The sequence below is a fragment of the Streptomyces sp. VRA16 Mangrove soil genome, from assembly GCF_017377775.1.
Taxonomy (GTDB): domain Bacteria; phylum Actinomycetota; class Actinomycetes; order Streptomycetales; family Streptomycetaceae; genus Streptomyces.
The window spans coordinates 217,475-242,166 of record NZ_JAFVLN010000011.1 but is presented as its reverse complement, the minus strand read 5'-3'; the positions used below and the strand labels follow the sequence as shown (position 1 = coordinate 242,166).

The 24,692-nt window shown below is 72.7% G+C and carries 14 protein-coding genes; 6 read left to right on the top strand and 8 right to left on the bottom strand.

Annotated elements, in window-relative coordinates:
* Nucleotides 1-37: 37 nt before the first annotated feature.
* The 7 genes from J3486_RS28140 to J3486_RS28110 form a co-directional block, all read right to left on the bottom strand.
* Nucleotides 38-1,654, bottom strand: coding sequence for a succinic semialdehyde dehydrogenase (locus J3486_RS28140; protein ID WP_207825129.1), 1,617 nt, complete (start codon nucleotides 1,652-1,654; stop codon nucleotides 38-40).
* Between the two features lie 159 nt (nucleotides 1,655-1,813).
* On the bottom strand, nucleotides 1,814-3,487 hold the full coding sequence (locus J3486_RS28135; protein ID WP_207825127.1) for a serine/threonine-protein kinase: 1,674 nt from the start codon (nucleotides 3,485-3,487) through the stop codon (nucleotides 1,814-1,816).
* A 1-nt stretch (nucleotide 3,488) separates the two neighbouring features.
* Nucleotides 3,489-5,153 (bottom strand): serine/threonine-protein kinase, encoded by a 1,665-nt coding sequence (locus tag J3486_RS28130; RefSeq protein ID WP_207825124.1) that lies wholly within the window; start codon nucleotides 5,151-5,153, stop codon nucleotides 3,489-3,491.
* A gap of 79 nt (nucleotides 5,154-5,232) precedes the next feature.
* Complete coding sequence (locus tag J3486_RS28125) at nucleotides 5,233-6,846, bottom strand: serine/threonine-protein kinase (protein ID WP_207825122.1); 1,614 nt, start codon at nucleotides 6,844-6,846, stop codon at nucleotides 5,233-5,235.
* Between the two features lie 58 nt (nucleotides 6,847-6,904).
* Nucleotides 6,905-8,500 (bottom strand): serine/threonine-protein kinase, encoded by a 1,596-nt coding sequence (locus tag J3486_RS28120; RefSeq protein WP_207825120.1) that lies wholly within the window; start codon nucleotides 8,498-8,500, stop codon nucleotides 6,905-6,907.
* A gap of 135 nt (nucleotides 8,501-8,635) precedes the next feature.
* A complete protein-coding gene (locus tag J3486_RS28115) occupies nucleotides 8,636-10,903 on the bottom strand; it encodes a protein kinase (RefSeq protein WP_207825118.1) in 2,268 nt (755 codons plus the stop codon).
* A 173-nt stretch (nucleotides 10,904-11,076) separates the two neighbouring features.
* Nucleotides 11,077-13,047 (bottom strand): serine/threonine-protein kinase, encoded by a 1,971-nt coding sequence (locus J3486_RS28110; RefSeq protein WP_207825116.1) that lies wholly within the window; start codon nucleotides 13,045-13,047, stop codon nucleotides 11,077-11,079.
* 136 nt (nucleotides 13,048-13,183) lie between these two features.
* Here J3486_RS28110 and J3486_RS28105 point away from each other — a divergent pair, with 136 nt between their 5' ends.
* Together J3486_RS28105 and J3486_RS28100 are read left to right on the top strand one after the other, a co-directional pair.
* Nucleotides 13,184-14,188, top strand: coding sequence for a serine hydrolase (locus J3486_RS28105; RefSeq protein ID WP_207825114.1), 1,005 nt, complete (start codon nucleotides 13,184-13,186; stop codon nucleotides 14,186-14,188).
* A gap of 124 nt (nucleotides 14,189-14,312) precedes the next feature.
* Entirely contained in the window at nucleotides 14,313-14,786 is a 474-nt protein-coding gene (locus tag J3486_RS28100; RefSeq protein WP_207825112.1) for a hypothetical protein, read from the top strand.
* Between the two features lie 12 nt (nucleotides 14,787-14,798).
* Here J3486_RS28100 and J3486_RS28095 read toward each other — a convergent pair whose 3' ends face one another.
* Nucleotides 14,799-15,728 carry a DUF4231 domain-containing protein gene (locus tag J3486_RS28095; RefSeq protein WP_307804963.1) on the bottom strand — a complete coding sequence of 310 codons (930 nt, stop codon included), beginning with the start codon at nucleotides 15,726-15,728 and terminating at the stop codon, nucleotides 14,799-14,801.
* A 434-nt stretch (nucleotides 15,729-16,162) separates the two neighbouring features.
* Between J3486_RS28095 and J3486_RS28090 the strand changes: the two genes are divergently transcribed.
* From J3486_RS28090 to fxsT, 4 genes are all read left to right on the top strand, one after another.
* Complete coding sequence (locus tag J3486_RS28090; protein ID WP_207825110.1) at nucleotides 16,163-18,235, top strand: FxsB family cyclophane-forming radical SAM/SPASM peptide maturase; 2,073 nt, start codon at nucleotides 16,163-16,165, stop codon at nucleotides 18,233-18,235.
* Nucleotides 18,228-19,007: an aminoglycoside N(3)-acetyltransferase gene (locus tag J3486_RS28085; RefSeq protein WP_207825109.1), complete on the top strand. Its 780-nt coding sequence runs from the start codon at nucleotides 18,228-18,230 to the stop codon at nucleotides 19,005-19,007. The genes J3486_RS28090 and J3486_RS28085 overlap by 8 nt, the downstream gene beginning before the upstream one ends.
* 65 nt (nucleotides 19,008-19,072) lie before the next feature.
* Complete coding sequence (locus tag J3486_RS28080; RefSeq protein WP_207825106.1) at nucleotides 19,073-20,410, top strand: TIR-like protein FxsC; 1,338 nt, start codon at nucleotides 19,073-19,075, stop codon at nucleotides 20,408-20,410.
* Nucleotides 20,407-24,339, top strand: a complete 3,933-nt coding sequence (gene fxsT / locus J3486_RS28075; RefSeq protein ID WP_207825104.1) for an FxSxx-COOH system tetratricopeptide repeat protein — start codon at nucleotides 20,407-20,409, stop codon at nucleotides 24,337-24,339. Before J3486_RS28080 ends, fxsT begins: the two co-directional genes overlap by 4 nt.
* The last annotated feature ends 353 nt before the right edge of the window (nucleotides 24,340-24,692 follow it).

The window sequence follows — 24,692 nt, the reverse complement described above, 5'->3', positions numbered from 1 at the left end:
CTTTGAACGACCGGTTCGACCAGTGCGACCAGTGCGACTACTTCAGGCGGAACTTCTTCATCAGGCTCAGGCTGCGCGTCATGAAGTCCGCGTACTTCTCGTCGCTCATCCCGAACGACGGCGCCATCGGCATCACGCGCTGGTGGGCGACGGTCTGCGCCTCGGTGTACTTGAGGATGCCCTCGGAGCCGTGCCGGCGGCCCAGACCGGAGTCCTTCATGCCGCCCATCGGGGACTGGACCGAGCCGTAGGCCGGCGCATAGCCCTCGTTGATGTTCACGGTGCCGGTGCGCAGCCGCGCCGCGACCTCGTGACCGCGCTTCGCGTCCTTCGTCCACACCGAGGAGTTGAGGCCGTACGCGGTCGCGTTGGCCTGCGCGACGACCTCGTCCTCGTCCGAGAAGCGGTAGATCGAGACGACCGGGCCGAAGGTCTCCTCGTTGCAGACCGCCATCGGCGCCTCGACGCCGTCGAGGATGGTCGGCTCGAAGAAGTACGGGCCGATGTCGGGCCGCGCGACCCCGCCCGCGACGAGGGTCGCGCCCTTGGCGACGGCCTCCTCGACGTGCCGGGTCACGGTCTCCAGCTGGCGCTCGCCGACGAGGGAGCCCATGTCGGCGCCGTAGGCGAGGGACTTGCCGAGCCGCATCGCCTTCGTGCGGGCGGCGAACCGGGCCACGAACGCGTCGGCGACCGACTCGTGGACGTACAACCGCTCGATGGAGATGCACAGTTGGCCCGCGGACGAGAAGCAGGCACGCACCGCGCCGGCCGCGGCCTTCTCGATATCGGCGTCCTTGAGGACCAGCATCGCGTTCTTGCCGCCGAGTTCGAGCGAGACGCCGACCAGCCGGGCGGCGGCGCCCTGCGCGACCTCGCGGCCGGTGCGGGTGGAGCCGGTGAAGGAGACGTAGTCGGCGTGCTTGACCAGCTCGGGGCCGACGACCGGGCCCTCGCCGAGCACGACCTGGAAGACCTCGGCGGGCAGCCCTGCCTCGATGAGCAGATCGCGGGCCCACAGGGCGGTCAGGCAGGTCTCCGTGTCGGGCTTCATCACGACCGCGTTGCCCGCGACGAACGCCGGGAGCGCGTCGCCGACCGACAGCTCCAGCGGGTAGTTCCAGGGGGCGATCTGGCCGATGACACCGCGCGGCTGGCGCAGCTCGGTCACCTTGGTGAGGGTGGGGACGGCGCCGGTGTGCCGCTTCGGGCGCAGGTAGGCGGGGGCCTTCCTGCCGTAGTGGCGGGCGGCCACCGCGACGGCCTGGACCTCCTCGTGCGCGTGCAGCCGGGCCTTGCCGGTCTCCAGCTGGATCAGGTCGAGCACTTCGGCCTGGCGGGCGAGCACCAGGTCGTGGAAGCGCAGCAGGACGGCGGCGCGCTGCCGTACCGGGGTCTTCGCCCACACGGCCTGCGCCTCACGGGCCCGCTCGAAGGCGGTCGCCACGTCCTCGGGCGTCGACTCCGGCAGATCGGCGAGCTTCTCGCCGGTGAACGGCGTGTGGTTCGCGGTGCGCCCCGATCCGACCACGCCACGGGTGAGCTGGGCGACCAGCTCGGGCGTGACCACGTCGGTGACCGTGCGCGCACCCTCCGGGGCGGCGGCGATCGGATTGGTTCCGGCTGCTTCGGGGGTGACCTGCGACTCCGTCATGAAGGGGAGCGTAAGCCTCTGCGGAGACTTTGGGTACCCATCAGTAACGGGCCTTCACGGCGTTCACACACCGCGCCAGCGATCACTGGCAGCAAAGCCGCTGATCAGGGACTTTACCGCCGCCTGCGACAGAACTTCCGAGAGAATCCGCGACAGACCTCACAGCCCTTCGAGCCTGAGCCGGTCGCGGCCTCCCTTGAAGGCGTCGGTGCCCTGTTTCTCGTAGTCGCTGACGCCCTTGGGCATGACGACGGCGAAGTCGTAACGGTTCTTCCCGTCGACGACGTACAGCCGCATCTCGCGCATGGTCGCGCTCTCGTCGGCGTTCAGGTAGGTGATGTCGAGCTGGGCGGCCTCCTTGCCGTGGAAGGTGGTCCTCGTGACCGTCCTGCGGATGTCGCTGTAGCCGTTGTCCCCGTAGGAGTTGCCCACGCTGGTGGCCCAGTCGACCGCGGACGAGCTGCCCTGCTTCCACACCTTCAGGCTCAGCGTGACGTCGCTGTGCGGGTCGCTGTACTGGACGCCGTCCCGGGACGGGTCGTGGTAGGCGTCGGTGAAGGCGTCGGGGACGGAGATCACCGCTTTGAGGTCGGGCTCCTTGTGGGCGGTCCAGCCCTTGTCGGACGGCGTACGGGACGGGGTGGCGGGCTGCGTCGCCGGGTCGTTCGGCGCCTCCGGCAGCAGGGACCCGACCTCGCCCTCCCCCACCTCCTCGCCGGTGGTGTAGGAATCGCCCTTGCCGTCCGGGCCCGAGCCGAGCGAGGTGCCGAGCCAGACCCCGCCGCCGACGAGCAGCGCACCGGCCAGCGCGGCGGCCAACAGGGCGGGTGTACGACGGGACTTGGGCCTCCGTGCGGGCTCGGTCGCGGCGGACTCGGGGACCGTGGGACCGGGCGCAGCAGGCTCGGGCGCCGTGGACTCGGCCTCGGGCTCCAGTTTCAGCGCCTCCGCGCGGGTCAGCCGGACCGTGCCCGGGTCCGCCGGCCGCGCCGGGGACGCCGCCGGATCGAGCGCCGCCTCCAGGTCCGCGGCCACTTCCGCCGCCTCGGGCCGCATCGCCGGGTCCTTGGCGAGCAGCCGGGTGATCAACGGGCCGAGCGCACCGGCCCGTTCGGCCTCGGGCGGGTCGAAGGAGAGGATCGCAGCGAGCGTGGACTCCAGCGTCGTGCGGCGGAACGGCGACCAGCCCTCCACGGCCGCGTACAGCAGAACCCCCAGCGACCACAGGTCGCTTGCGGGTCCCGCGCCGTCGCCCGACATGCGCTCCGGCGCGATGCACTCCAGGGAGCCGACGAACTCACCGCTGACCGTGAGCGACTCCTCGCCCTGGATGTGGGCGATGCCGAAGTCGGTGAGGACGACGCGGCCGTGCGCGCCCAGCAGCACGTTCGCCGGCTTCACATCGCGGTGCACGATGCCCTTGGTGTGCGCGGCGCGCAGGGCGCCGAGCACGGCGAGGCCGATCCTGGCCGCCTCGTGCGGGGCGAGCGGCCCGCGCGCCAGCAGCTCGTGCAGGGACTCGCCGCGCACCAACTCCATGACGATCCACGGCAGTTCGTCCTCGACGACGACGTCGTGGACGGTGACCGCCGACGGATGGTCGACGCCGGCCGCGGCCCGCGCCTCGCGCCGCAGCCGGGCGTAGGCGCGCTGCTGCGCGGGCCCGTGCGGGTCGCCGGGCAGCCGGGGCTGCTTCACGGCGACGTCGCGGCCGACGAGTTCGTCGACCGCGTGCCACACGGTGCCCATGCCGCCGGATCCGATGCGTTCGACCAGGCGGTAGCGGCCCCCGATCAGCCGGCCCGCGTCACTTCTTTCCCCGTTGTTGTCCATCTCAGAGATTCTTGACGTCCAGGTTGTCGATGGCGGCCTTGGCGACGTCACGGCCGCGCGCGGTGAAGTCCCCCTTGCCGGGATAGGTCACCCACAGCTCGTACAAGTCGCCCTTGCCGGAACGGTAGTAGAGGATCTGGCTCTCGCGCGGGTCGGGGTCGTCCGTGGAGTCGCTCGTGTCGTCGTACGCGATGGTGGTCACGGCCGCCTTCTTGCCGTGGAAGGTCCGCGCCACCGGCTGGTCGGCCTTCGGGTTCTCCATGGACGTGAAGTCGGAGTCCTCCGTGTTCTTCATCTTGTCCAGGTCGCCGAACGCCTGTGCCTCGGAGCTGGAGGCGATGCCGGCGCCGCTGTCGTCGGCCGCCCGGTACCGGTAGGCGGTGATGCTGACGGCTCCGCTGGGATCGGTGTAGCTCACCCAGTTCTTGTCGGTGTCGGTGTCGGCGGGCACCGACTTCTCGTAGCCCGCAGGGGCGGCGACAGTCATCCCGAGGTTGTTCACCGGATTCTTCTTCCAGCCGTCCGGCAGCGGGCCCGCGAACGGGTTGGCGATCACCAGGTACGCGATCACCGCCGCGACGACGACGCCCGCGCCGGTGCCGAGCAGCGCCTTGCGGCCGAGCCGCAGCCCGCCCTGCGCGGGCCCGATCCGCACGACCTGCGTGGGCGGCTGCACCGGCGGCTCGGCGGCGCGCTCCAGGAGGGCGCGCACCTGCGCGGCGGTCGGCCGGCGGGCCGGGTCCTTCTGCAGCAGTCCGCTGATGGCGTCGGCGAGCGGGCCGTGGACGGAGGCCGGCGCGGCCGGCGTCGCGTTCAGCACGGACTGCAGGGTGGCCGGGGTGTTGCTGCGGCGGAACGGCGAGACGCCCTCGGTGGCCGCGTACAGCACGACGCCCAGCGACCACAGGTCGGACGCGGGTCCGGGCCGCTGGCCCAACACCCGCTCGGGCGCGATGAATTCGGGCGAGCCGATGAAGCCGCCGGTGTCCGTCAGCTTGGTCTCGCCCTCGATCTGGGCGATCCCGAAGTCGGTGAGGACCACCCGGTCGTGGCGGCCCAGCATCACGTTGTCCGGCTTCACGTCGCGGTGCAGGATCCCGGCGGCGTGCGCGGCCTCCAGCGCGCCGAGCACCTGGAGGCCGACGCGGGCGGCGTCGCGGGCGCCCAGGGTGCCCTCCTCCAGGGCGTCGCCGAGGGAGCGGCCCTGCACGAACTCCATGACGATCCACGGCTGTCCGTCCTCGACGGCGACGTCGTGGACGTTGACGACGGCCGGATGGTCGAGGCGGGCGGCGGCCCGTGCCTCGCGCCGCATCCGCTCGAAGACGGTGGCCCGCTCGCGCTCGGGCAGATGGTCGGGCACCCGCGGCTCCTTGACCGCGACCTCCCGGTCCACCGTCTCGTCCTTGGCCCGCCACACCGTGCCCATGCCGCCGTGGCCCAGCTTGCTCAGCAGCCGGTACCGGCCCGCGACCAGGCGGCCCGCGCCGGGGTCGGGCGCCGCGGGCTGCTGCGGGGGTACCGCCTGCGTCGGCTCGGTGGCAGGTCGCACGTAAGGGTTGCCCTCGTGCGGGACGTGCACGGGCTGCGGCGGCCGCAGCTCGAAACTGGTGGGCCGGCGTGCGCCCTGCTCAGGGCCGTGAGGTGCTCCCCCGTTGTCACTCATGTCTCCATCCCTACCGTGCCGGGTCGGCCCGTTCCACTCGCTCGGCAGAGTTGTGACAGCGCTGATGCCTGCGACCGCGTCAGTCCCGCGCGGACGGCGCGAACGTGTCGACGGCGGCATCGAAGTGGGCGCGCCCCTGCCCGGCCTGTCCGACCGGCGCCGACACCCACACGTCGTACATCCGTCCGCCCTGCTCCCAGCAGAGGTCGACGGTGTGCCGGGCGCCCTCGGCGGTGCTGAACCCGTTCCAGCTGAACTCCCACAGGGCGGCGGTGTGTCCGTCGTGGGTGGTGTCGGTGACCTTGCCGTCCCGGTACCCGGGGTTGTTCTTCGGCCCGGCGGCGTCCGAGCGGCGCTGCACCGCGCCGGGGCCGCCGCTCTCGGTGTCCTCGACCTTGATGCCGATGCGGAACGTCCTGCCCGGCGACATGTAGAAGATCCGGGGCCCGTCGAGCTCGCGCGTGTAGCCCTCCGGCACGGCGATCCTGAACCCCTTCGGGTCGTCGACGACGCGGTACCCCGCCGGGGCGGAGGCGCGCGGCGTCTCGGTGCGGGTCTCCTGGCGGGTGACGGTGACCGTCGGCGTGGGGGTGGCGCTCGACCGGGTCGGGCTCGGGCTCACCGTGCCGGGCGGCGCGTTGTCCCCGCCGCCGTCCTGCTGGGAGAGGACCACGGCGACGGCGATCCCGGCACCGGCCACGGCGGCGACGAGCGCCGCCGCGATGAGCAGCACCCGGGTGGACAGGCCCCGCCCCCGGCCGGGCTCCGGCGCGTCCCGCCGGGTCGGTGTGTACGGCGTCGAGGAGGGCCGCGGGGTGCGCGGGGCGGCCGCCCCGTACGGCGTGGAGGGCTGCGGGGTGGCACCGGTGGCGACGTACGCGCGCAGCAGCCGCTCGGCCTCGTCGAGCCCCATGCGCCGGTCGGGCTCGCGCTGCAGCAGCCCCTGGATGACGGGCAGCAGCGGCTCGGCCGCGGCGGGCGGGCGGATCTCCTCGTACACGACGGCGTGCAGGATCCCGCCCAGCGAGTCGCGCCGGAACGGGGATTCACCGGTGAGCGTGGCGATGAGCAGCGCCCCGAGCGACCACAGGTCGGCGCCGGCCCCGGCCCGCTCCCCCGCCATCCGCTCGGGCGCGGTGTACTCGGGCGAGCCGACGAACCCGCCGGTCTCGGTGAGCGTGGTGGCCCCGGCGACCTGCGCGATCCCGAAGTCGGTGAGCACGACGCGCCCGGTGCCCGCCTCCATCAGGACGTTCGCGGGCTTGAGGTCCCGGTGCAGCACCCCGGCGGCGTGCGCGACCCGCAGCGCGCCGAGCAGCGCGAGCCCGATCCGCGCGGCCTCGGTGGCGTCCACGGGACCCTCGCGCGCGATCCGGGCGGCCAGCGAGCCGCCGGTCACCAACTCCATGACGATGTACGGGTGTTCGTCGTGCAGGACGACGTCGTGCACGACGATGATGTTCGGGTGCCGCAGCTGGGCGACGGCCCGCGCCTCGCGCAGCATCCGCTCCCGCTGCTGGCGCGCGTCGTCCTCGGAGAGGCTCTCGTCGATCGCGATTTCCTTGACGGCGACCTGCCGCCCGAGCAGTGTGTCGGCGGCCCGCCACACGACGCCCATGCCGCCGCGGCCGATCCTGGCCTCCAGCCGATAGCGCCCGCCGATCACCCGGACGCTGCCCCCCTCGGTCCCCATGCGCCCCATCATGCCGCACGGGTGTCCGGAATGAGGGAGAGCTTCCGGTCGGTTCCGGTCAGGGGCGCCAGCCCTTGAGGATCGTCGTGAACTGCCGCTGCGCGCCGGGCCATTGGTCGGCGGGGGCGGACATGTAGAGGGCGTACTCCGTGCCGTCGTCGGCCACGTACGTCTCCTCGACGGCGCGGCGCGGGCCCGCCGTCGTGTCCTTGTCGCCGGCCGTCCAGGTGAACTCCCAGCGGGATCCCGGCCGGTCCCGGTAGGTGTTGGCCTGGAGGGAGACCCGCCGGTAGTCGGGGAGCTGCTTCTGGACGGCCTTCTCCAGGTCGAGCTGGTGCTGGTGGGAGTCCGCCCACTGCGAGTTCCGGTCGACGGCGATGCGCAGGAAGCGGCGGCCGCCGTCGGGCGTGTAGTCGATCTGGGCGCCGCTCGTCCTGCGCTGCCAGCCGGGCGGCAGCATCAGGCTGAAGCCCTCGGGGTCGGTCACGGACACCCAGTTCGCGGGGATGCCGGTGCCGGTGGCCCCGGGTTTCGACGCCGAGGGACCCGGGCTGCTGGGCGAGGCACTGCCGCCCTTGCCGCCGCCGGTGTCCCCCGCGGTGTCCTGCCGGGTCGGCGAGCCGCTGTCCCGGTGGTCCATGTAGTACATCGAGCCGAACGCGCCACCGCCGCCGATGAGCAGCGCCCCAACCACGGCCGCGAGCACCTTCGGCCACCGCCGGGCGCCGCCCCGTACCGTGGCCGTCGTCGAGGCCGTGGCGGGCGGCGGCGCGGAGTGCACCGTCGTCGGCGAGGCCGTGTGCACCTGTGTCGGCACGAACGCCTGCGCCGCGCGGGGCCGGCGTCCCTCGGCGACCTCGGCGAGCATCGTCTCGGCCTCGTCGGCGCGGGGCCGCGTCGCGGGGTCCTTGCGCAGCAGCGCCGCGATGACGGGCCCCAGCTCACCCGCGTACTCGGGCGGCTCGGGCTCCTCCTGGATGACGGCCTGCATGGTGCTGATCGGGGACGTGCGGCGGAACGGCGAGCGGCCCTCCACGGCCGTGTACAGCGTCGCGCCCAGCGCCCACAGGTCCGATGCGGGGCCCGGTTCGGCGCCGCTGACCCGCTCGGGGGCCAGATAGTCCACGGAGCCGACGATCTCGCCGGTCCGCGTGATGGTCGTGTCCCCCTCGACCTGCGCGATCCCGAAGTCGGTGAGCTTGACCCGGCCGTCGTGCGCCAGGAGTACGTTGCCGGGCTTGATGTCGCGGTGCAGCACCCCGGCGGCGTGCGCGGCGCGCAGCGCCCGCAGCGTCCACAGTCCGATCCGGGCGGCCTCCGCGGGCACGATCCGCCCGTGCTCCTTGACGGCGTCCGCGAGCGAGGGGCCTTCCACCAGCTCCATGACGATCCACGGCCGGTCGTCGTGTTCCAGCACGTCGTGGACGGTGACGACGGCCGGGTGGTTGATGCGTGCGGCGGCCCGCGCCTCGGTCTGCGTACGGGCGAGCAGCACGGCACGGTCGGCCTCGGCCACCCATTGAGCGGCCGTCAGTTCCTTCACGGCGACGACCCGGTGGAGGACCTCGTCGTGCGCACGCCAGACGCGGCCCATGCCACCGCGCCCTATCGATTCTCCGAGCCGGTAGCGGCCCGCGAGGAGCTGGCCCTGCATCTGATTCACGTTCCCCCGCAAAGGTCTTGACAGGGTCACACTAGGGAGCAGGGGTCACCGTAGGAACAGGCGGGGCCCCACGGATACCGCACTGTGACGCTCGTCGCGTTCGTCTCCGCGCCGCCGGGCGGTCGCTCAACTCCCGTACTGATACGTCGACGACGCCTGGTCGTACAGCCGCGACACCTCGTCGCGCTCCGCCTCCGGGCCCAGGACCTGCACGATGTGGTACTTGCCGCCGACGACCATGGCGAGATTGCGCACGAAGACCTCGCGGCCGTCCGCGCCCTGCCAGGTGAACTGGCCCTCGGCCATGGTGCGGCCGCCCACGTCGATGGACTTCATGCCGCTGGAGGTGGCCCAGGTCGAGTCGCGGAACGGCTGGAGCTCGCGCTCGTCCTCGCGCTGGTACTTCATCGGGTCACTGCCGTACGTGGCCGTGGAGTCGCGCCCGGGGACGACGAGGAGTTCGAAGTCGCCGTGGGTGTAGAGGACCTGGCCCCGGCCGTTCCTGCCCTCGCGCTGCCAGCCCTTGGCGACGGCCACCTCGAAGCCCTCCGGGTCCTTGCGCAGCGTGAATCCCGCGGCGACGTCGGACTGCGGCTGGGTGGAGGACGAGCCCGAAGTGTTCTTGCCGTCGGGAGACTTGGACTTCGCCTTCGACTGGGAGGGAGCGGGCGAGGACGGCCTGCGGCTCGTCGCGGGGGCCTTGGGCTCACCGCCCACCGCGTTCGCGTTCTCCTGCGGGCCGCCCGTGCTGGGCGCGGCCTTCGGCATGAAGACCATCGCGTACGCCACCGCTCCGACGAGGCCCACCAGGACCAGGGCGAGCAGAAGGCGGCCGAGCGACCTGGGGCGCACGCTGGTGCGGGGTTCCCGCGGGGCGCGCGGCGCGCGCGGGGCCCGCTCGGCCCGGGGCGCTCTGGGCTCCCTGGGCTCCCTGGGCTCCCTGGGCTCCCTGGGGATCCGGTCGGCGGGCCCGCGCTTGTGCCGGGCCCCGTGCCGTCCGGCCGGCATCCGGCCGCGCCGCCGCCGCACCAGTTCGCCCCTGCGGCGCTTGATGGGCAGCCGGGTCGCGTCGTAGGACACCGTCGGGACGACCTGCTGCCCGGCCTCCGGCTCCGGCGCCGAGCGCACCAGCGAGCGCAGCCAGCCCCGCAGGTCCTCGAAGTCGAGCCGCTCCGTCGGGTCCTGGCGCAGCAACGATTCGACGACGGGCCGCAGCGGCCCGCACTCCTCGGCGAACGCCGGCGGCTCGGCGCACACCATCTGCACCAGCTCGGCCGTGGACTCCTCGGGGTAGGGGGCGTGCCCCTGCACGGCGCGGAAAAGCAGCGCGCCCAGGGCCCACAGATCGGTGGCGGGACCGACGGGCGCGGCGAGCTGCCAGCTCTCCTGCACCGGGTACGCCTGCTCGGGCGCCCAGCGCTCGGTGACGGGTCCGACGACGGTCATCCGGACCTGACGCGCGCGTTCGGCGTCGAGCCCGGTGAGCGCGCCGGCGCGCGGGCCCGGCCCGGTGCCGCCGGCGGCTCCGGTGGCCGCGTCGTCGGGGGAGCCGGTGTCCTCGGTCGCTGCGCCGGATATCAGCTCGTTCCAGCGGGCCGGCCGGGGCGAGGCCCCGTGCCACGACTCCCCCACTCCATAGGGGTCCTCGATCCGCCCCGCGGCGGCGCGGGTCCCGGCCCGGTACGCGGCGATGGCCCCGGCGCGCGCGGCCCGGAAGTCGTCCTCGGGGGGCGCGGGGGCCGGCTCCGGAAGGGCCGGGGCCGGCGGCGCCTCGGGTTCCGGCTCCGGCTCCGCCGCCTCGGGCCGCGGGTCGTAGCCGCACAGGGCCTCCTCCGCGGCCCCGGCGGCAAGCCCGGTCAGCACGATCCGCCCGTCGTCGCAGACGAGCACGGTCCGCGCCGTGATGTTCCGGTGCACCCAGCCGTGCGCGTGCAGGGCACGCAGCGCGGTCAGCACGTCGGCGGCGACCTCGGCGGCGCGGTAGGGGCTGAGCGGTCCCTCGGCGAGCAGTGCGGCGAGCGGCCTGGCCGCCACGACCTCGCTCACGATCCACAGCGAACCGCCCTCGGCGAACACGTCGAAGACCTGGTCGAGCCGGGGGTGGTCGGGTATCTGGGCCGCGGCCTGCGCGGCCTCGATGGCGCGGGTCACGGACGGCTCGGCCGTCGCGCGGGCGGGCGGCGCCCCGGGCCTGAACCCCTCGGGCAGCCCGTCCGCGTCCAGCACCTCGGCCTCGACGACGTCGGGCAGCGGCACCTGACGGACGAGGACCTCCTGCCCGCTGTACGTGTCGAAGGCGCGGGACGCCCAGGAACGGGTGACGTCGTACGCGTCGGCGGCCGGCAGCGGCAGACGGTAACGGTCGGCGAGCACCCGCCCCGCGTACTCGTCCACGACGCCTCCCCCAGCTCCGCCCGGTGGTCAAATCCGTTCGTTCTGCGACCGGTTACGCGTCCTGATGCGCGCGCATACGGCTGCGTACGGTTCGCAAGCACTCACGATACGTGCCGAAGGGCGTCAAGGGAGAGGGTTCAAGAGGGTTGTGAAGACCGGGTGCGCCCGGTCGGTCACGACTTGGGGGTGAACGTCTGTGTCAGCGTCTTCCAGGTGGACTTGCGCAGCGAGCTGTCCCAGTCGCCCGCCTTCGCGGTGTACATCAGCCCGTACCCCAGCGAGCCGTTCACCACGAAGCCCCGGTCCACGGAGCGGTACTTGGTGCCCCCGTCGACGTAGGTGAACTCCCAGTCGGCCGTGTTCCAGCCGCGGTAGTCCACCGAGGCTATGCGTATGCGGTGGTACTGGGAGCGCTGCATGTAGTGCTCCTGGTTCTTCCAGTCCGCCACCGGGTCCGACTTGGGCGTCGTGGTCCAGCCGACCAGCAGCTTCTGCCCGTCCGGGCCGGTGAACCGGACTCCGGCGGAGCTGGTGGAGGCGTACTTCCAGCCCTTCGGCAGCCCGATCCTGAAGCCCTGGCCCGCCTTGTACGTGCGCACGGCGGTGGAGCCGGACGCCTTACCGTCGCCGGACGACGAGCTCGCGCTCGCGGAGGACGACGGGTTCGCGCTCTGCGCGGGCGAACTCTGCCCCGTACTGGGCTCACCGGAGCTCTTGGTGCTGTCGCCGCTCTTGTCGTTCTTGCCGTTCTTGTCGCTGTCGCCGCCCGCGGTGGCCCCGGCGGACGCGGCCTTGTCACCGCCGCCCTTCGAGCCCTTGGCGTCCTCGTCGCCGCCGCTCAGCGCGAAGGCGAGCACGGTGCCGACCACGACGAGCGCGGCCACGACCGCGGCGATCACCAGGGTGCGGCGCGGCACGACGTCCGTGATCGGGGCCCTGGCAGCCGGACGGTTCCCGGCCGGGCGCGCGGGGGCGCCGCCGGACGACTTCTCCGCGACGGCCGCGGCCGCCGCGTTGCGCACCGACTTGAGCGCGCCGCGCAGCTTCTCCGCGGCCTCCTCGCCCTTGGCGGCCGCGGCCCCGGCGACCCCGGCGGCGGCCGAACTCGCCTTGGGGGCGCGCTTCTTGGGCTCGGGCGGCGCGGGCGGCAGCGGGACCACCTTGGTCGCGTCGACCGGCTCTGGCTCGGCCTTCGGCTCCGGCGCGTGGAGGACGTCGAGGAGCAGCGCCCGCGCGCCGGCGTCGTCGAGACGCTGCGCCGGGTCCTTGGCGAGCAGCCCGTAGATGACGGGGGCCAGCGGTCCCGCGTTCTTCGGCGGGTCGACCGGCTCGGTCATCACGGCGGTCAGCGTGGCGATCGCCGACCCCTTGTCGTACGGGGGCACGCCCTCCACGGACGCGTACAGCAGACCGCCGAGCGACCACAGGTCGGCGGCGGGGCCCGGCTTGTGCCCGCGGGCGCGCTCGGGCGAGATGTAGGAGGGGGCGCCGACGAGCATGCCGGTCGACGTGATGGAGGGGTCGCCCTCGACCTGGGCGATGCCGAAGTCGGTCAGCACGACCCGGCCGTCCTCGGCGATCAGCACGTTGGACGGTTTCACGTCGCGGTGCAGGATGCCCTCGCGGTGCGCGGAGCGCAGCACGTCGAGGATGGCGAGCCCGACCTCCGCCGCCCGCTTCGGTTCGAGCAGTCCGTCCTCGCGCACGGCCTCGGCGAGGGACTTGCCCTCGACGAGCTCCATGACGATCCAGGGCCGGTCGTCCTCGTCGACGACGTCGAAGACGGTGACGGCGCCGTTGTTGCGGATGCGGGCGATCGCCTTCGCCTCACGCAGCGTGCGCGTGACGAGGCGGCGCTTCTCCTCCTCGTCGATGCTGTTCGGGAAGCGCAGTTCCTTCACCGCGACCGTGCGGCCCAGGGTCTCGTCCTTGGCCCGCCACACGGTGCCCATGCCGCCGCGGCCGAGCACGCCGCCCAGGCGGTAGCGCCCGGCCAGCAGCCGTCCCTCGGTGCCGCTCGACGCACGCTCGGCCCCGGCGCCCGCTGCGGACTCGACACCGGCCTCGACGACGTCCTCGACGGACGAGTCCTTGCGACCGTTCTTGTCCTGACGGGACTCGCCCGCCCGCTCCGCCTCCGACATGCGTCCCCTCTGCAACCCGCCCTGACAGAACCTTCATTGTCCCTCACACCAGGACCACTTGATGCCCAGGGTCACCCCTCGGACGCCGGGCCCGGGACCGTCCCGCATGATGGACCGCACTGTTGAAGGGACCGCCATGCCCGCACTCCGGACACTCCTGGCCATACCGCTGGCCGCGGCCCTTCTCTGGCTGAATCCGGCCGGCTCACCGCGGTCCGCCCCGACGACGGAAGCCACTCTTCCGTTGCTGGTCGGCGAGGGCAAGGCCCCGGCTGCCGCCCTGCTCGCCACGGAGGGCGCGGGCAGCCGGTTCGCCACCACGAGCCCCGCGCTCACCCGCGCCGATCACGTCCGAGTGGGCAGTATCACCAAGACGTTCGTCGCCACCATCGTCCTCCAGCTCGTCTCTGAGAAACGTCTGAGTCTTTCGGCGCCCGTCACGCGCTATCTCGATCTGCCGGCCCCCGCGGACCTCACGGTGCGCTCCCTGCTCACCCAGACCAGCGGCCTCTACGACTTCACGGACACGACGCACGGCCGCTACCCGCTCACCCCGGAGGCGACCGCCGCGCTGGCCCTGTCCCGCCCGCGCACCACGCGTACCCCGCACGCCTACGCGTACTCGAACACCAATTACGTGCTCCTCGGCATGATCGTCCGTCAGGTCACGGGCCGGCCCTACGCGGCCGAGATCCGGCGCCGCGTCATCGCCCCGCTGCACCTCACGGGCACCACGCTGCCCGGCACCAGGACCGGCGTCCCGCGCCCGCACGGCCCGGACGCGGTGCGGCTCGACCCGCGCACGGCGGGCGCGGCCGGCGAGGTGATCTCCACGCTCCCCGACCTCAACCGCTTCTACCGCGCCCTGCTCGGCGGCCGCCTGCTCCCGCCCCGGGCGCTCGCCACGATGCTCAACACCCGTACGGCGCAGGGACGTTACGGAATGGGCATGTTTCCCGAGAAGCTCTCCTGCGGCATCACGGTCTGGGGACACAACGGCCGCATCGCGGATACTTATGTGAGGACCGCCGCGACGCGGTCCGGCGCGTCGGTGCTGACGTACCGGGCCACCACGGCCACCCTGAGTGACACGACGGCCGTCGAACGCCGTCTGCTGAACGCCGAGTTCTGCCCGCGGTGAGCAGGATGGCTGGCCGCGGGGCCCGTCGCCCTGCCGCAACCGTCCGCCCCGCACCAGCGTCATTCCTGTAGCCGGCATCGATGGTGAGCGGCCCGTCTGCCCGCCCCCTCTCGAGGAGACCCGCATGGCACGCATCGGCATCACCGGACACCGGCACATTCCCGGCATCGCGCTGCCCGAGATCCGCCACCGCCTTGAGGTCGAGCTGAAGGACCGGGCCGATGTCGCCCTCAGCTCCCTGGCGGCCGGCGCCGACCAGCTCTTCGCCGACCGTGCCCTTGCCGTAGGCATCCCCCTCACGGCCGTCGTCCCGGCCCAGGACTATGTAGACCATCTGGATGATTCTCACGCCGTCACGGAGTACCGGCGTCTGCTCGGGCTCTGCCGCAGTGTCGTCCAGATGCCGTACGACGTCTGCTCGCCGGAGGCGTACGAGGCGGCGGGCCGCTGGATCGTCGAGCACTGCGACCGGCTCCTGGCGGTCTGGGACGGTGAGCCGGCCCGCGGCCGCGGCGGCACCGCGGAGATCGTGGCCTACGCGCACCAGCTCGACGTGCCCGTACAGGTCCTCTGGCTCGACGGCGCGCTGCGCGCCTGACGCGCGCGTGCGCTACTTCCCGCCGAACCGGGCCAGCCAGTCCGTGTGCTGAGGCAGCACCAGACGCTCGGAGGCGGCGACCATCTGCGCCCACTGCTTCTCGGTGCGCTCCCCCTCGCCCGGGATGATCCGCAGCATCGCCTCGCGCAGTTCGCCGAGGTCCTGCTCGATCAGATGGTGGGCGTAGGTGAGCGGGCGGTGCCTGCGGGTCTCGTTCCAGGCCACGGCGGCCGCGGCGGCCGCGGAGAACAGGCCGGTCAGATCGGTGTCGTGCAGCCGCCAGGCGCGCAGCACCGTCATCCCGAGGGCCCCGGCGGTGAGCAGCGTGATGACGATGTTCCACAGCGCCGCGGAGTGCCGTGCGGTCTCGGACTTGCCGCCGTACCAGGCGAGTTGTTCCTCCAGGCGGTCGCGCAGATAGAAGTCGCGGCGGACCGGGAAGGGCTTGCAGCGGACCTCGCGCATGGTCGGTGTGATCTGCCCGGCGCCCGCGGGCTGCTCCCCGCAGCGCTCCGCGTCCCAGCCGACCTTGACGAGTTCGCGCAGCCGCTCGTCGAGCCGTACCGCGAAGAGCACGTCCGGGTTGGTGTCCCCGCCGACCTGGAAGTCTCCTCCGCCCGCCATGTACATCCAGCTGAGGCTCTTGACGGACTCGGCGACCTCCCGGTGGGCCTGGTAGTGGACCCGGGCCCGGCGCCTGCTGATCCGGACGGAGAACAACAGCGCCAGCGCGTAGACCCCCGCCGCGATCCAGGCCCCGTCGTCCCAGCCCGCGAGGCCGGAGACGGCGGAGACCGCGGTGGCCGCGAGCAGCAGGGTGAGCTGGGTGCGTACGGCGCGTACGGCTTCGGTCTGCCGGCTGACGGCCAGCCGGTCATTGACTCCGAACAGAGGGGCTATATGACGGGCCCCTATGGCTATGGGCGACGGTGTCGTCTTCACGCGCTCCCCCGAATGAGTGACAGCCCGCACCCCGACCGCGCTTCCGCCGGTTGGATCCGATTGGCGCGCACTACCGGGGAGTCACCCCTAGGATGCGCGTAAGTCTGTCTTTGCTCAAGAACAAAGACCGGTAACCCAAGGAGAAACAAGTGAACGCATCCGTGGCTGCGGCCGACACTTCGTCTATGGCGCGGCGGCCGGTGGCCCTCGCCGCGACCACCCCCCGATCCGCGGCATCGCGCCGCTCCATGGACCGCGTTCTCCGTCTCTCCGGGGCCGCGCCGGTCAAGGGTATGACCTTCAACTCGGCTCTCTGATCGCTGTGTTGGGGCTTGCTGCTCCATGGGGCAGCAAGCCGGCGAAATTCAAGATCAATTCGCCCGTTCGACCCCGCCGGATTCCGATCAGGTTTCACTCTGCCCTAAAGTGGGAAAGTGACGACACCGCTCCGGCAGCTCGTATTGAAGATCCACAGTCGGTGTGATCTTGCATGTGATCACTGCTACGTATACGAGCACGAAGACACCACCTGGGCATCACTTCCCAAGGTCATTTCCGAGGACACGGCGGAGCTGGTGGCGCGCCGATTCGCCGAATACGCGCAATCGGAGCAACTCGACGAAGTCGCCGTGATTCTGCACGGCGGTGAACCCCTTCTGGCGGGCCCCGCGCGATTGCGCGCCGTGTGCGAACGCCTCGTCGCCCACCTCACCCCCGTCACCCGTCTGGACCTGCGCATCCACACCAATGGCGTGCAGCTCAGCCGCACCCATCTGGATCTCTTCGACGAGTTCGACGTCAAGGTCGGCATCTCGCTCGACGGCGACAAGGCCGCCAACGACCGGCACCGCCTCGACCGGCGCGGACGCAGCAGCTACGACCGGGTGCTGCGGGCCGTGGACCTGCTGCGCGAGGAGCGCTACCGGCATCTGTACCTGGGCCTCCTGTGCACCGTGGACATCGCCAATGACCCGGTCGCGGTGCACGACGCGCTGACGGCGCTCGAACCGCCGCGCATCGACTACCTCCTGCCGCACGCCACCTGGGACCACCCGCCGGACCGCACCGGGTCCGAAACCCCTTACGCCGACTGGCTGCTGGCCGCGTTCGACCGGTGGGAGGAGCAGGGGCGGCAGGTGTCCGTGCGGCTCTTCGAGTCGGTCCTGTCGACGCTCGGCGGGGGCCCCAGCCTGACCGAGTCGCTCGGCCTGGCCCCGTCGGACCTCGCCGTCATCGAGACGGACGGCAGCTTCGAGCAGGCCGACTCGCTCAAGACCGCGTACGACGGCGCGGCGTCGACCGGGTTCGACGTGCGGCGGCACACCTTCACGACGCTCACCGAGCATCCGGGCGTACAGGCCCGGCAGGCGGGGGTCGGGGCACTGGCCGACGAGTGCCGCTCCTGCCCGGTCCTGGACTCGTGCGGGGGCGGTCTGTACGCGCACCGCTACCGCACCGGCTCCGGCTTCGCCAACCCGTCCGTGTACTGCCGTGATCTGCTGGCCCTCATCCAGGGCGTGGCCCGGCGCATCACCGACTGGGAGACCTCGCCCGCCGTCCTGGACCCGACGGAACTCGACTTCGGGCAGCGGGAGTTGAACCGCACGCTGCTGTCGTCGGCGGCGATCGACCGGCCGGTGTGGAAGGCGTTCGTCGCCATGGACAGCGGGGCCGGCGCCCAGGTCCTCGACACGCTGCTCGCCCAGCCGTACGTGCGGACCTCGCTGCTGACCCCCGATCCGGCCCGGCTCGCGGAGATCGCGCTGGCGGCGGGGGTGCGGGCGGGCGCGGACGTACGGATCGGCTGGCCGGGCGGCACCCGGCTGCACCTGCCGACGCTCGGCACCCTGACCCTGGACGTGCCGCTCGGCCCGGTCGACGTGGAGTGCGCCCCGGACGGCGCCGCGCTCCGGGTGCGCGACGGCGAGCGGGAGTTCGGTGTCGCGCTGGCCGGTCCCGGCTGGCGGCCGGTGCCGGTGCTCGACGACGCCGGGAGTCTGCTGGACGACGCCGACCCGTACCGGGACCGCTTCGCCGCGCCGCTCGCCGGGCGGCCGACGGACGACGCCGGGCAGCGGGCGTTCGCCGCGCTGTGGCGAAAGGCCCGCCGCCTGCTCGACGAGCGCGTCCCCGGCCACGACGTCGGGGCGCTCACCGTGACCCCGCTCGCCCCCGGCGCCGGCGTCCACCCCGCGGCCCACGGCGAACCGGCGCTGGGCGTCGCTCCCGACGCCGAGCCCGACGCGGTGGCCCTCGGCGCCTGGCGCGCCCACCGCGCCGCCCGGCTGCGCGCCCTGCGCGAGTGCGCCGATCTCTGCCTGGCCGGCAGCCCCGCCGCCCGGCTCATCGACGAGGCCGAGCACTGGACGGCGACGGCGCGCTACACCGGCGACGGCACCGCCGCCGCCCGCGCCCGCGACGCGCTCTCCCGCATCAGCGGCGACCAACTGACCGGAAGCGGCAAGGAGTTGGTGTGCCGCCTGACGGACGAGGTGCCCCATGTCTGACGCCACCGGCCGGCTCCCCGGCTTACTGCGCTCCCTGGGCGTCCGCCGGGGCGGGGTCCTGCTCGTGCACGCCGCGCTCGGCGGGACCGGCCTCGACGCCGGTGCGGTGCGCGACGCGCTGCTCGACGCGCTGGGCCCCGGCGGCACACTCGTCGTGCCCGCCTTCACGCCCGAGAACTCCGACACCTCCACGGCGCACCTGAAGCGTGTCGCCCATCTGTCGCCCGCCGAACAGGACGCGTTCCGGGCGGACATGGCGCCGTTCGACGCGCGGCGCACACCGTGTCCGGAGATGGGCGCGCTCGCCGAGTGCGTGCGCGCGACGCCCGGAGCCGTGCGCAGCACCCATCCGCAGACGTCGTTCGCCGCGCTGGGCACGCGGGCCGCGCGGCTCATGGCGGGGCACGGCCTCGACTGTCACCTCGGGGAGCGGTCGCCGCTCGCCAAGCTGTACGCCGTCGACGCCCAAGTCCTGCTGCTGCGCGCCCCGTTCGGGTCGTGCACCGCGTTCCATCTCGCCGAGTACCGGCTCGATCCCGCGCCCGGGACGCGCACGTACCGGTGTGTGGTCGGTGAGCGGGCGGGAAACTGGATCGCGTACGAGGATCTGGAGCTCGACGACAGCGACTTCGACCGGGTCGGTGCCGGGCTGGCCGGAGATCTCGTCCGCGAGGGCACCCTGCACGGGCGGTCCGTCCGGTTGTTCGCACTGCGCGACGCTGTCGAGCATGCGCGCAGGAATCTGGCCGAACTACGCCCTTGGTTGACCTGAAATGCACGACGTGTGCTGAAGGTTCATCCGGCACATTAGGAGTCCGATCAGGGCCAGGGGGATGCATGGAGTCTTTGGGCGGCCAGGATCTGCGGAGTTCGTTCGGCACCGGGGAGCCGCAGGTCCCGTACTTCTTCCTGAGTTACGCCCACACGCCCGGCTTCCCCGGCGAGTCCGACCCCAATCACCTGGTGGGCAGACTCTTCAAGGACCTGTGCCATGTCATCCTCCAGCTGACGACGCTGTCCAGCCCGGAGGAAGCCGGGTTCATGGACCGCCAGCTGCGCACCGGCGACGGCTGGCCGGTGTTGCTCGGCCAGCGTCTCGCCACCTGCCGGGTCTTCGTCCCGCTCTACTCGCCGCGCTATTTCTCCAGTGCCGAGTGCGGGCGCGAGTGGTACGCGTTCAGCCGCCGGGTGCAGAACGCCCGGCACACCGGCAACGGCGAGTACCCGGCCATCGTCCCCGCCCTGTGGACCCCGGTGCACCACGTCGATCTGCCGCACCCCGCGAAGCCGTTGCAGGTGGTCCACGACGAGTACGGCGCCGAGTACGCGCGCGACGGCTTCTACGGGCTGATCAAGGTCAAGCGGTACGAGGACGCGTACCACGAGGCCGTGCTGCGGCTCGCCCGGCGCATCGTCGACGTGGCCCACCAGAGCGCGCCGCCGCCGTGCGCGGACATCGACTACATGGAGACCCCGAGCGCGTTCAGACCGGTCGGCCAGGCCACTCGCACGATCCGGCTGACCGTCGCCGCCCCGGCCCGCGACACGCTGCCCCTGGACCGCGCCCCGGACCACTACGGGTCCACGGCCCTCGAATGGCGCTCCTACCCGGCCGAGACCGAGGTGCCGGTCGCGAAGATAGCCGGGGAGCACGTCCGCTCCCTCGACCACCAGGCCACCACCGAGGACTTCGACGAGGGGCCTTCCGCGCACCCGCCCGGCGAGGCGCACGGCGGTCCGCACATCCTCGTGCTCGACCCGTGGGCCCTCGACGACGAGCTCCGCCGCGGCCGCCTCGCCCAGTTCGACTCCGCCGCCGAGCCCTGGACCAGCCTCGTCGTCCCGCACGCGCACGCCGACCTGCAGAACCGCTCCGAGCGGGGCCGGCGCCTGCTGGACCAGGTCGCCGAGACGCTGCCCGAACTCACCGGCCGGGGCCGTCTGTCGGCCACCCGCCGCGCCGTCAACGGGGTCCCGTCGCTGGACGTGTTCAACGACGTGCTGCCCAAGGTCATCGCCGAGACGACGGCCCGCTTCTTCCGCCACGCCAAAGCCCATCCGCCGGCCGGCGACAACCCGCCCAGGCCCCGGCTGCAAGGCCCCCTGTTCGGTCAGGACGACCCGCCCCACCCCTCGAACATCCCGCCTGCCACGCCTCCTGGAGGACCCGCATGACCGCGGCCCGCGACGGACGGATCATCACCTTCTACTCGTACAAGGGCGGCACCGGACGAACCATGGCGCTCGCCAACACCGCCTGGATCCTCGCCGCCGGCGGCAAGCGCGTCCTCACCGTCGACTGGGACCTGGAGGCGCCGGGCCTGCACAGGTTCTTCCACCCCTTTCTCGACCAGCAGGTTCTGGGGGCGACCAGCGGGGTGATCGACATCATCACCGAGTACTGCTGGCAGGCCATCACCGGCGGTCCGCGCGACGGCGCCTGGCACCACGAGGCGGCCCGTGTCGAACCCCATGTGGTCTCGCTGCGCCCGGAGAAGCTCGGCTGGCGCTTCCCGAAGAACGCCACCCTCGACTTCCTCTCCGCCGGGCGGCAGAACCGCGAGTACTCGGCGAGCGTGTCGTCGTTCGAGTGGGACAACTTCTACGAGCGGCTCGGCGGCGGCCTCTTCCTGGACGCGCTGCGCGCCGACATGAAGGCCACCTACGACTACGTGCTGATCGACTCGCGCACCGGCCTGTCCGACAACGCGGACATCTGCACGATCCACATGCCCGACGTCCTCGTCGACTGCTTCACCCTCTCCGACCAGGCGCTCGACGGCGCGGCCGCGATCGCGCGCAGCGTCGAGGCCGGGTACCGGGGCCGCCCCATCCGGGTGCTTCCGGTGCCGATGCGCATCGACGAGGGCGAGAAGGAGAAGGTCGACGCGGGCCGGGCGCTGGCCCGGATGAAGTTCGACGGGCTGCCCAGGGGCCTGTCGGGCGAGGAGCTGACCACGTACTGGGGCGCGGTCGAGATCCCGTACCGGCCCTACTACGCGTACGAGGAGACCCTCGCGACCGTCGGCGACGAGCCGGGGCTCGCCAACTCGCTCCTGTCGTCGTTCGAGCGGCTCACCGCCGTGCTCACCGACGGCGAGATCAACGGGCTCGTGCCGGTCCCCGAGCAGGTCAGGCTGCGCTGCCGGGACGCCTACATACGCCGCCGGCCGCAGGCCGCCGCCGTCGAGGTGACGCTCGTGTACGTGGCGGAGAACCGCATGTGGGCGGATTGGATCGAGTCCGCGCTGACCCGCGCCAACTGCCGGGTGACGCTGCGCGATCTGTCCACCGACACCGAGCCGGGCGTCCCGGAGACCCTGCCGGGCGCCCACACGCTCGTCCTGCTGTCCCCGTCGTTCCTCAAGTCCCGCCGCGCGGAGGCGGTCTGGCGTTCGCTGCTGCTGTCCGGCGGGCACGGCGGTCACGAGCTGCTGCACCCGCTGCGGGTCGAGGACGCCCGGCTCACCACCTCCTACCTGGAGCGCAACCCGGTCGACCTGCACCGGGTCGACGAGGCGCAGTGCCTGGCCGCGCTGCTGCGCTGCGTGGACCTGCCGGTGCAGGTCCCGGACGGGACCGGTCCGCGGTTCCCCGGCAAGATCCCCGCGATCTGGAACGCGCCGCCGCGCAACGTCACCTTCACCGGCCGCGACCTGGTCCTCGACGGGCTGCGCGACCAGCTGAGCGCCGGCATGTCCGCGGTGCTGCCGCAGCCGCAGGCCCTGTACGGGCTCGGCGGCGTCGGAAAGACGCAGGTCGCGATCGAGTACGTGCACCGGTTCCTCGCCGACTACGACCTGGTGTGGTGGATCTCCGCGGAGGACACCGACAACGTGGTGGCCTCGCTCGCCGATCTCGCGGCCCGGCTCGGCATCCCCGTCGACGACATCTCGCTGGCCTGCACCGAGGCGCTGCGGATGCTCGGCGCGGGGCGGCCCACGGACCGCTGGCTGCTGGTCTTCGACAACGCCGACGACCCCGAGCGGATCACCCCGTACTTCCCGCACCAGGGCGCGGGCGGCACCGGGCACATCCTGGTCACCTCCCGCAACCAGGCGTGGACGCAGCTCGGCGCCTCGCTCGGCGTGGACGTGTTCCTGCGCGAGGAGAGCGTCGAGCACCTCACCCGGCGCGCCCAGGGGCTCAGCCCCGCCGAGGCCGACCAGGTGGCCGCCGCCCTCGGCGATCTGCCGCTCGCGGTCGAGCAGGCGGCGGCGTGGCTCGCCGAGACGGCCACGCCCGTCGAGGAGTACCTGGCCCAACTGGCCGCGCAGACCACGGACGTGCTGAAGCTGATGGCGGACGCGCCCGGCTACCCGAAGTCGGTCGCCGCGACCTGGAACATCTCGATCGCGCGACTGCGTGAACGTTCCCCCGCGTCGGTCCGGCTCCTGGAGCTCTGTGCGTTCCTCGCCCCCGAGCCCATCTCCAACCAGCTGCTCTACAGCCGGGAGATGATCGAGGCGCTCAAGCCGTACGACCCGACGCTCCAGGAGAAGCTGGTCCTCGGCCGCGTCATCCGGGAGATCGGCCGGTTCGCGCTCGCCAAGATCGACCAGGTGGGCAACAGCATCCAGGTGCACCGCCTGGTGCAGGCCGTGATCCGCTCGCAGCTCAGCGAGGACGCGCAGCGCGAGGCCCGGCACGTCGTGCACACGGTGCTCGCGGGCGCCAGGCCCGACGACGACGAACCGATCGACGACCCCGGCAACTGGCCGCGGTTCGACCTGATCTGGCCGCACCTGGGCGCCAGCGACGCCCGGCACTGCAGCGAGCCGGAGACCCGGCGCCTGCTCATCGACCGTGTCCGCTACCTGTGGAAGCGCGGCGACTTCGAGCGCGCCCACGTCCTCGCCGAGGACCTGCTCGCCGACTGGCGCGACCTGCTCGACGAGAACGACGTGCAGTACCTCTATCTGCGCGGCCAGCTCGCCAACATCCAGCGCTCCCAGGGGCGTTACGTGGAGGCGCGCGACATCGACAAGGCGCTCCTCGCCGTCCAGCGGGACGTGCTCGGCGACAGCCACCCGCACACGTACGTCACCACGTCCAGCCTCGCCAGCGACCTGGCCGCGCTCGGCGCGTACGAGTCGGCGGTGGAGCTGGCCCGGGAGGCGCACACCGGGTTCAGCCAGATCTTCCACGAGTCGCACCCGCGGACCCTGTCGGCCGCCAACAACCTGGCGCTCGCGCTGCGCATGGTCGGCCGGTACGGGGAGGCGCGCGCCCTGGACCAGGACATCCTGGACCGGCGCATGGAGGTGCTCGGCCCCGAGCACCCGTACACGCTGGCCTCGGCCGCGGCGCTCGGCCGCGACCTGCGCGAGGTCGGCCGCTACGGCGACTCGGTCACCCTGCTCTCGCGCACGTACGAGTCGCACAAACGCCTCCTCGGCAAGGCGTTCCCCGGCACGCTCGCCTGTGCCAAGTCGCTGGCCGTGTCACTGCGCAGGGACGGGCAGTTCGAGGACGCGCGCCGGCTGACGACGGCGACCCGCGGCGAGTACCGCAGCCAGTTCTCGGTGCACACCCCGGACACGCTGGCCTGCGACCTGAATCTCGCCGCCGACCTGTTCGCCGCCGATGAGCGCGCCGAGGCGCTGCAGGTCGCCGAGGCGGCGCTCGCCGAGTACATGAAGGTCCCCGGCGAGAACCACCCGTACACCCAGGCCGCCCTCAACAACCTGGGGATATTCCACTGGGGCTGCGGCGATCCCGAGCGGGCCGCCGAGGTCCTGGCGCGGGCCCACCGCCGCATGGGCGAGGTGCTCGGCACCCGCCACCCCCACACGCTGTTCTGCGGCGTCAACTACGCCAACGCGCTGGCCGACATGGACCGGCTCTCCGAGGTGCACGAGCTGGAGGCGGAGGCGGCCGACACGCTCGGCGAGATCCTGGGCCACCATCACCCCGAAACCCTCGCGGTGCGCACCAACCACGCCCTGACCCTCGGTGCGCTGGGCCGCAAGGACGAGTCCCACCGCCTCCGCGAGGAATCCCTGGAGGAACTCCGCGTCCTCCTGGGCGAACACAACGGCCTCGTACGCGTGGCGGCGGACCAGCGCCGCGTCTACCGGGACCTGGAACCGCTGGCGGTCTGACTTTCGCGGGGAGCGTCCCCCTCCACCGGGAGCGCTCCCCCACGCGGCCGCCTACCGCACCACCTTGAACAATCCGCCACCCGGGGCTCTCCCACCCCGGTCGGCTACCGCGCCGCCTTGGGCAATCCGCCGCCATGGGGCTTCCCCACCCCGGCCGGCTACCGCGCCGCCTTGGGCAATCTGCCGCCATGGGCGGCAGGGTGGGCAAGGCGGCACCCCGGCGCGGGGTGAGCGCTCCCGGGCGGCCTCCAGCTCGGTCCCGGGCGCTTTGTCGCCGGGTGCAGCGCCGTCTCGGCTGGTCGCGCAGTTCCCCGCGCCCCTGCGGGGCGCGACCACCGCCGGTCGGGCCCGCA

Coding starts and splice junctions, on each gene's coding strand:
- fxsT (WP_207825104.1), top strand. CDS start 20,407: ATGACCGCGGCCCGCGACGGACGGATCATCACCTTCTACTCGTACAAG.
- J3486_RS28085 (WP_207825109.1), top strand. CDS start 18,228: ATGTCTGACGCCACCGGCCGGCTCCCCGGCTTACTGCGCTCCCTGGGC.
- J3486_RS28125 (WP_207825122.1), bottom strand. CDS start 6,846: ATGGGGACCGAGGGGGGCAGCGTCCGGGTGATCGGCGGGCGCTATCGG.
- J3486_RS28080 (WP_207825106.1), top strand. CDS start 19,073: ATGGAGTCTTTGGGCGGCCAGGATCTGCGGAGTTCGTTCGGCACCGGG.
- J3486_RS28120 (WP_207825120.1), bottom strand. CDS start 8,500: ATGCAGGGCCAGCTCCTCGCGGGCCGCTACCGGCTCGGAGAATCGATA.
- J3486_RS28135 (WP_207825127.1), bottom strand. CDS start 3,487: ATGGACAACAACGGGGAAAGAAGTGACGCGGGCCGGCTGATCGGGGGC.
- J3486_RS28105 (WP_207825114.1), top strand. CDS start 13,184: ATGCCCGCACTCCGGACACTCCTGGCCATACCGCTGGCCGCGGCCCTT.
- J3486_RS28100 (WP_207825112.1), top strand. CDS start 14,313: ATGGCACGCATCGGCATCACCGGACACCGGCACATTCCCGGCATCGCG.
- J3486_RS28140 (WP_207825129.1), bottom strand. CDS start 1,654: ATGACGGAGTCGCAGGTCACCCCCGAAGCAGCCGGAACCAATCCGATC.
- J3486_RS28110 (WP_207825116.1), bottom strand. CDS start 13,047: ATGTCGGAGGCGGAGCGGGCGGGCGAGTCCCGTCAGGACAAGAACGGT.
- J3486_RS28130 (WP_207825124.1), bottom strand. CDS start 5,153: ATGAGTGACAACGGGGGAGCACCTCACGGCCCTGAGCAGGGCGCACGC.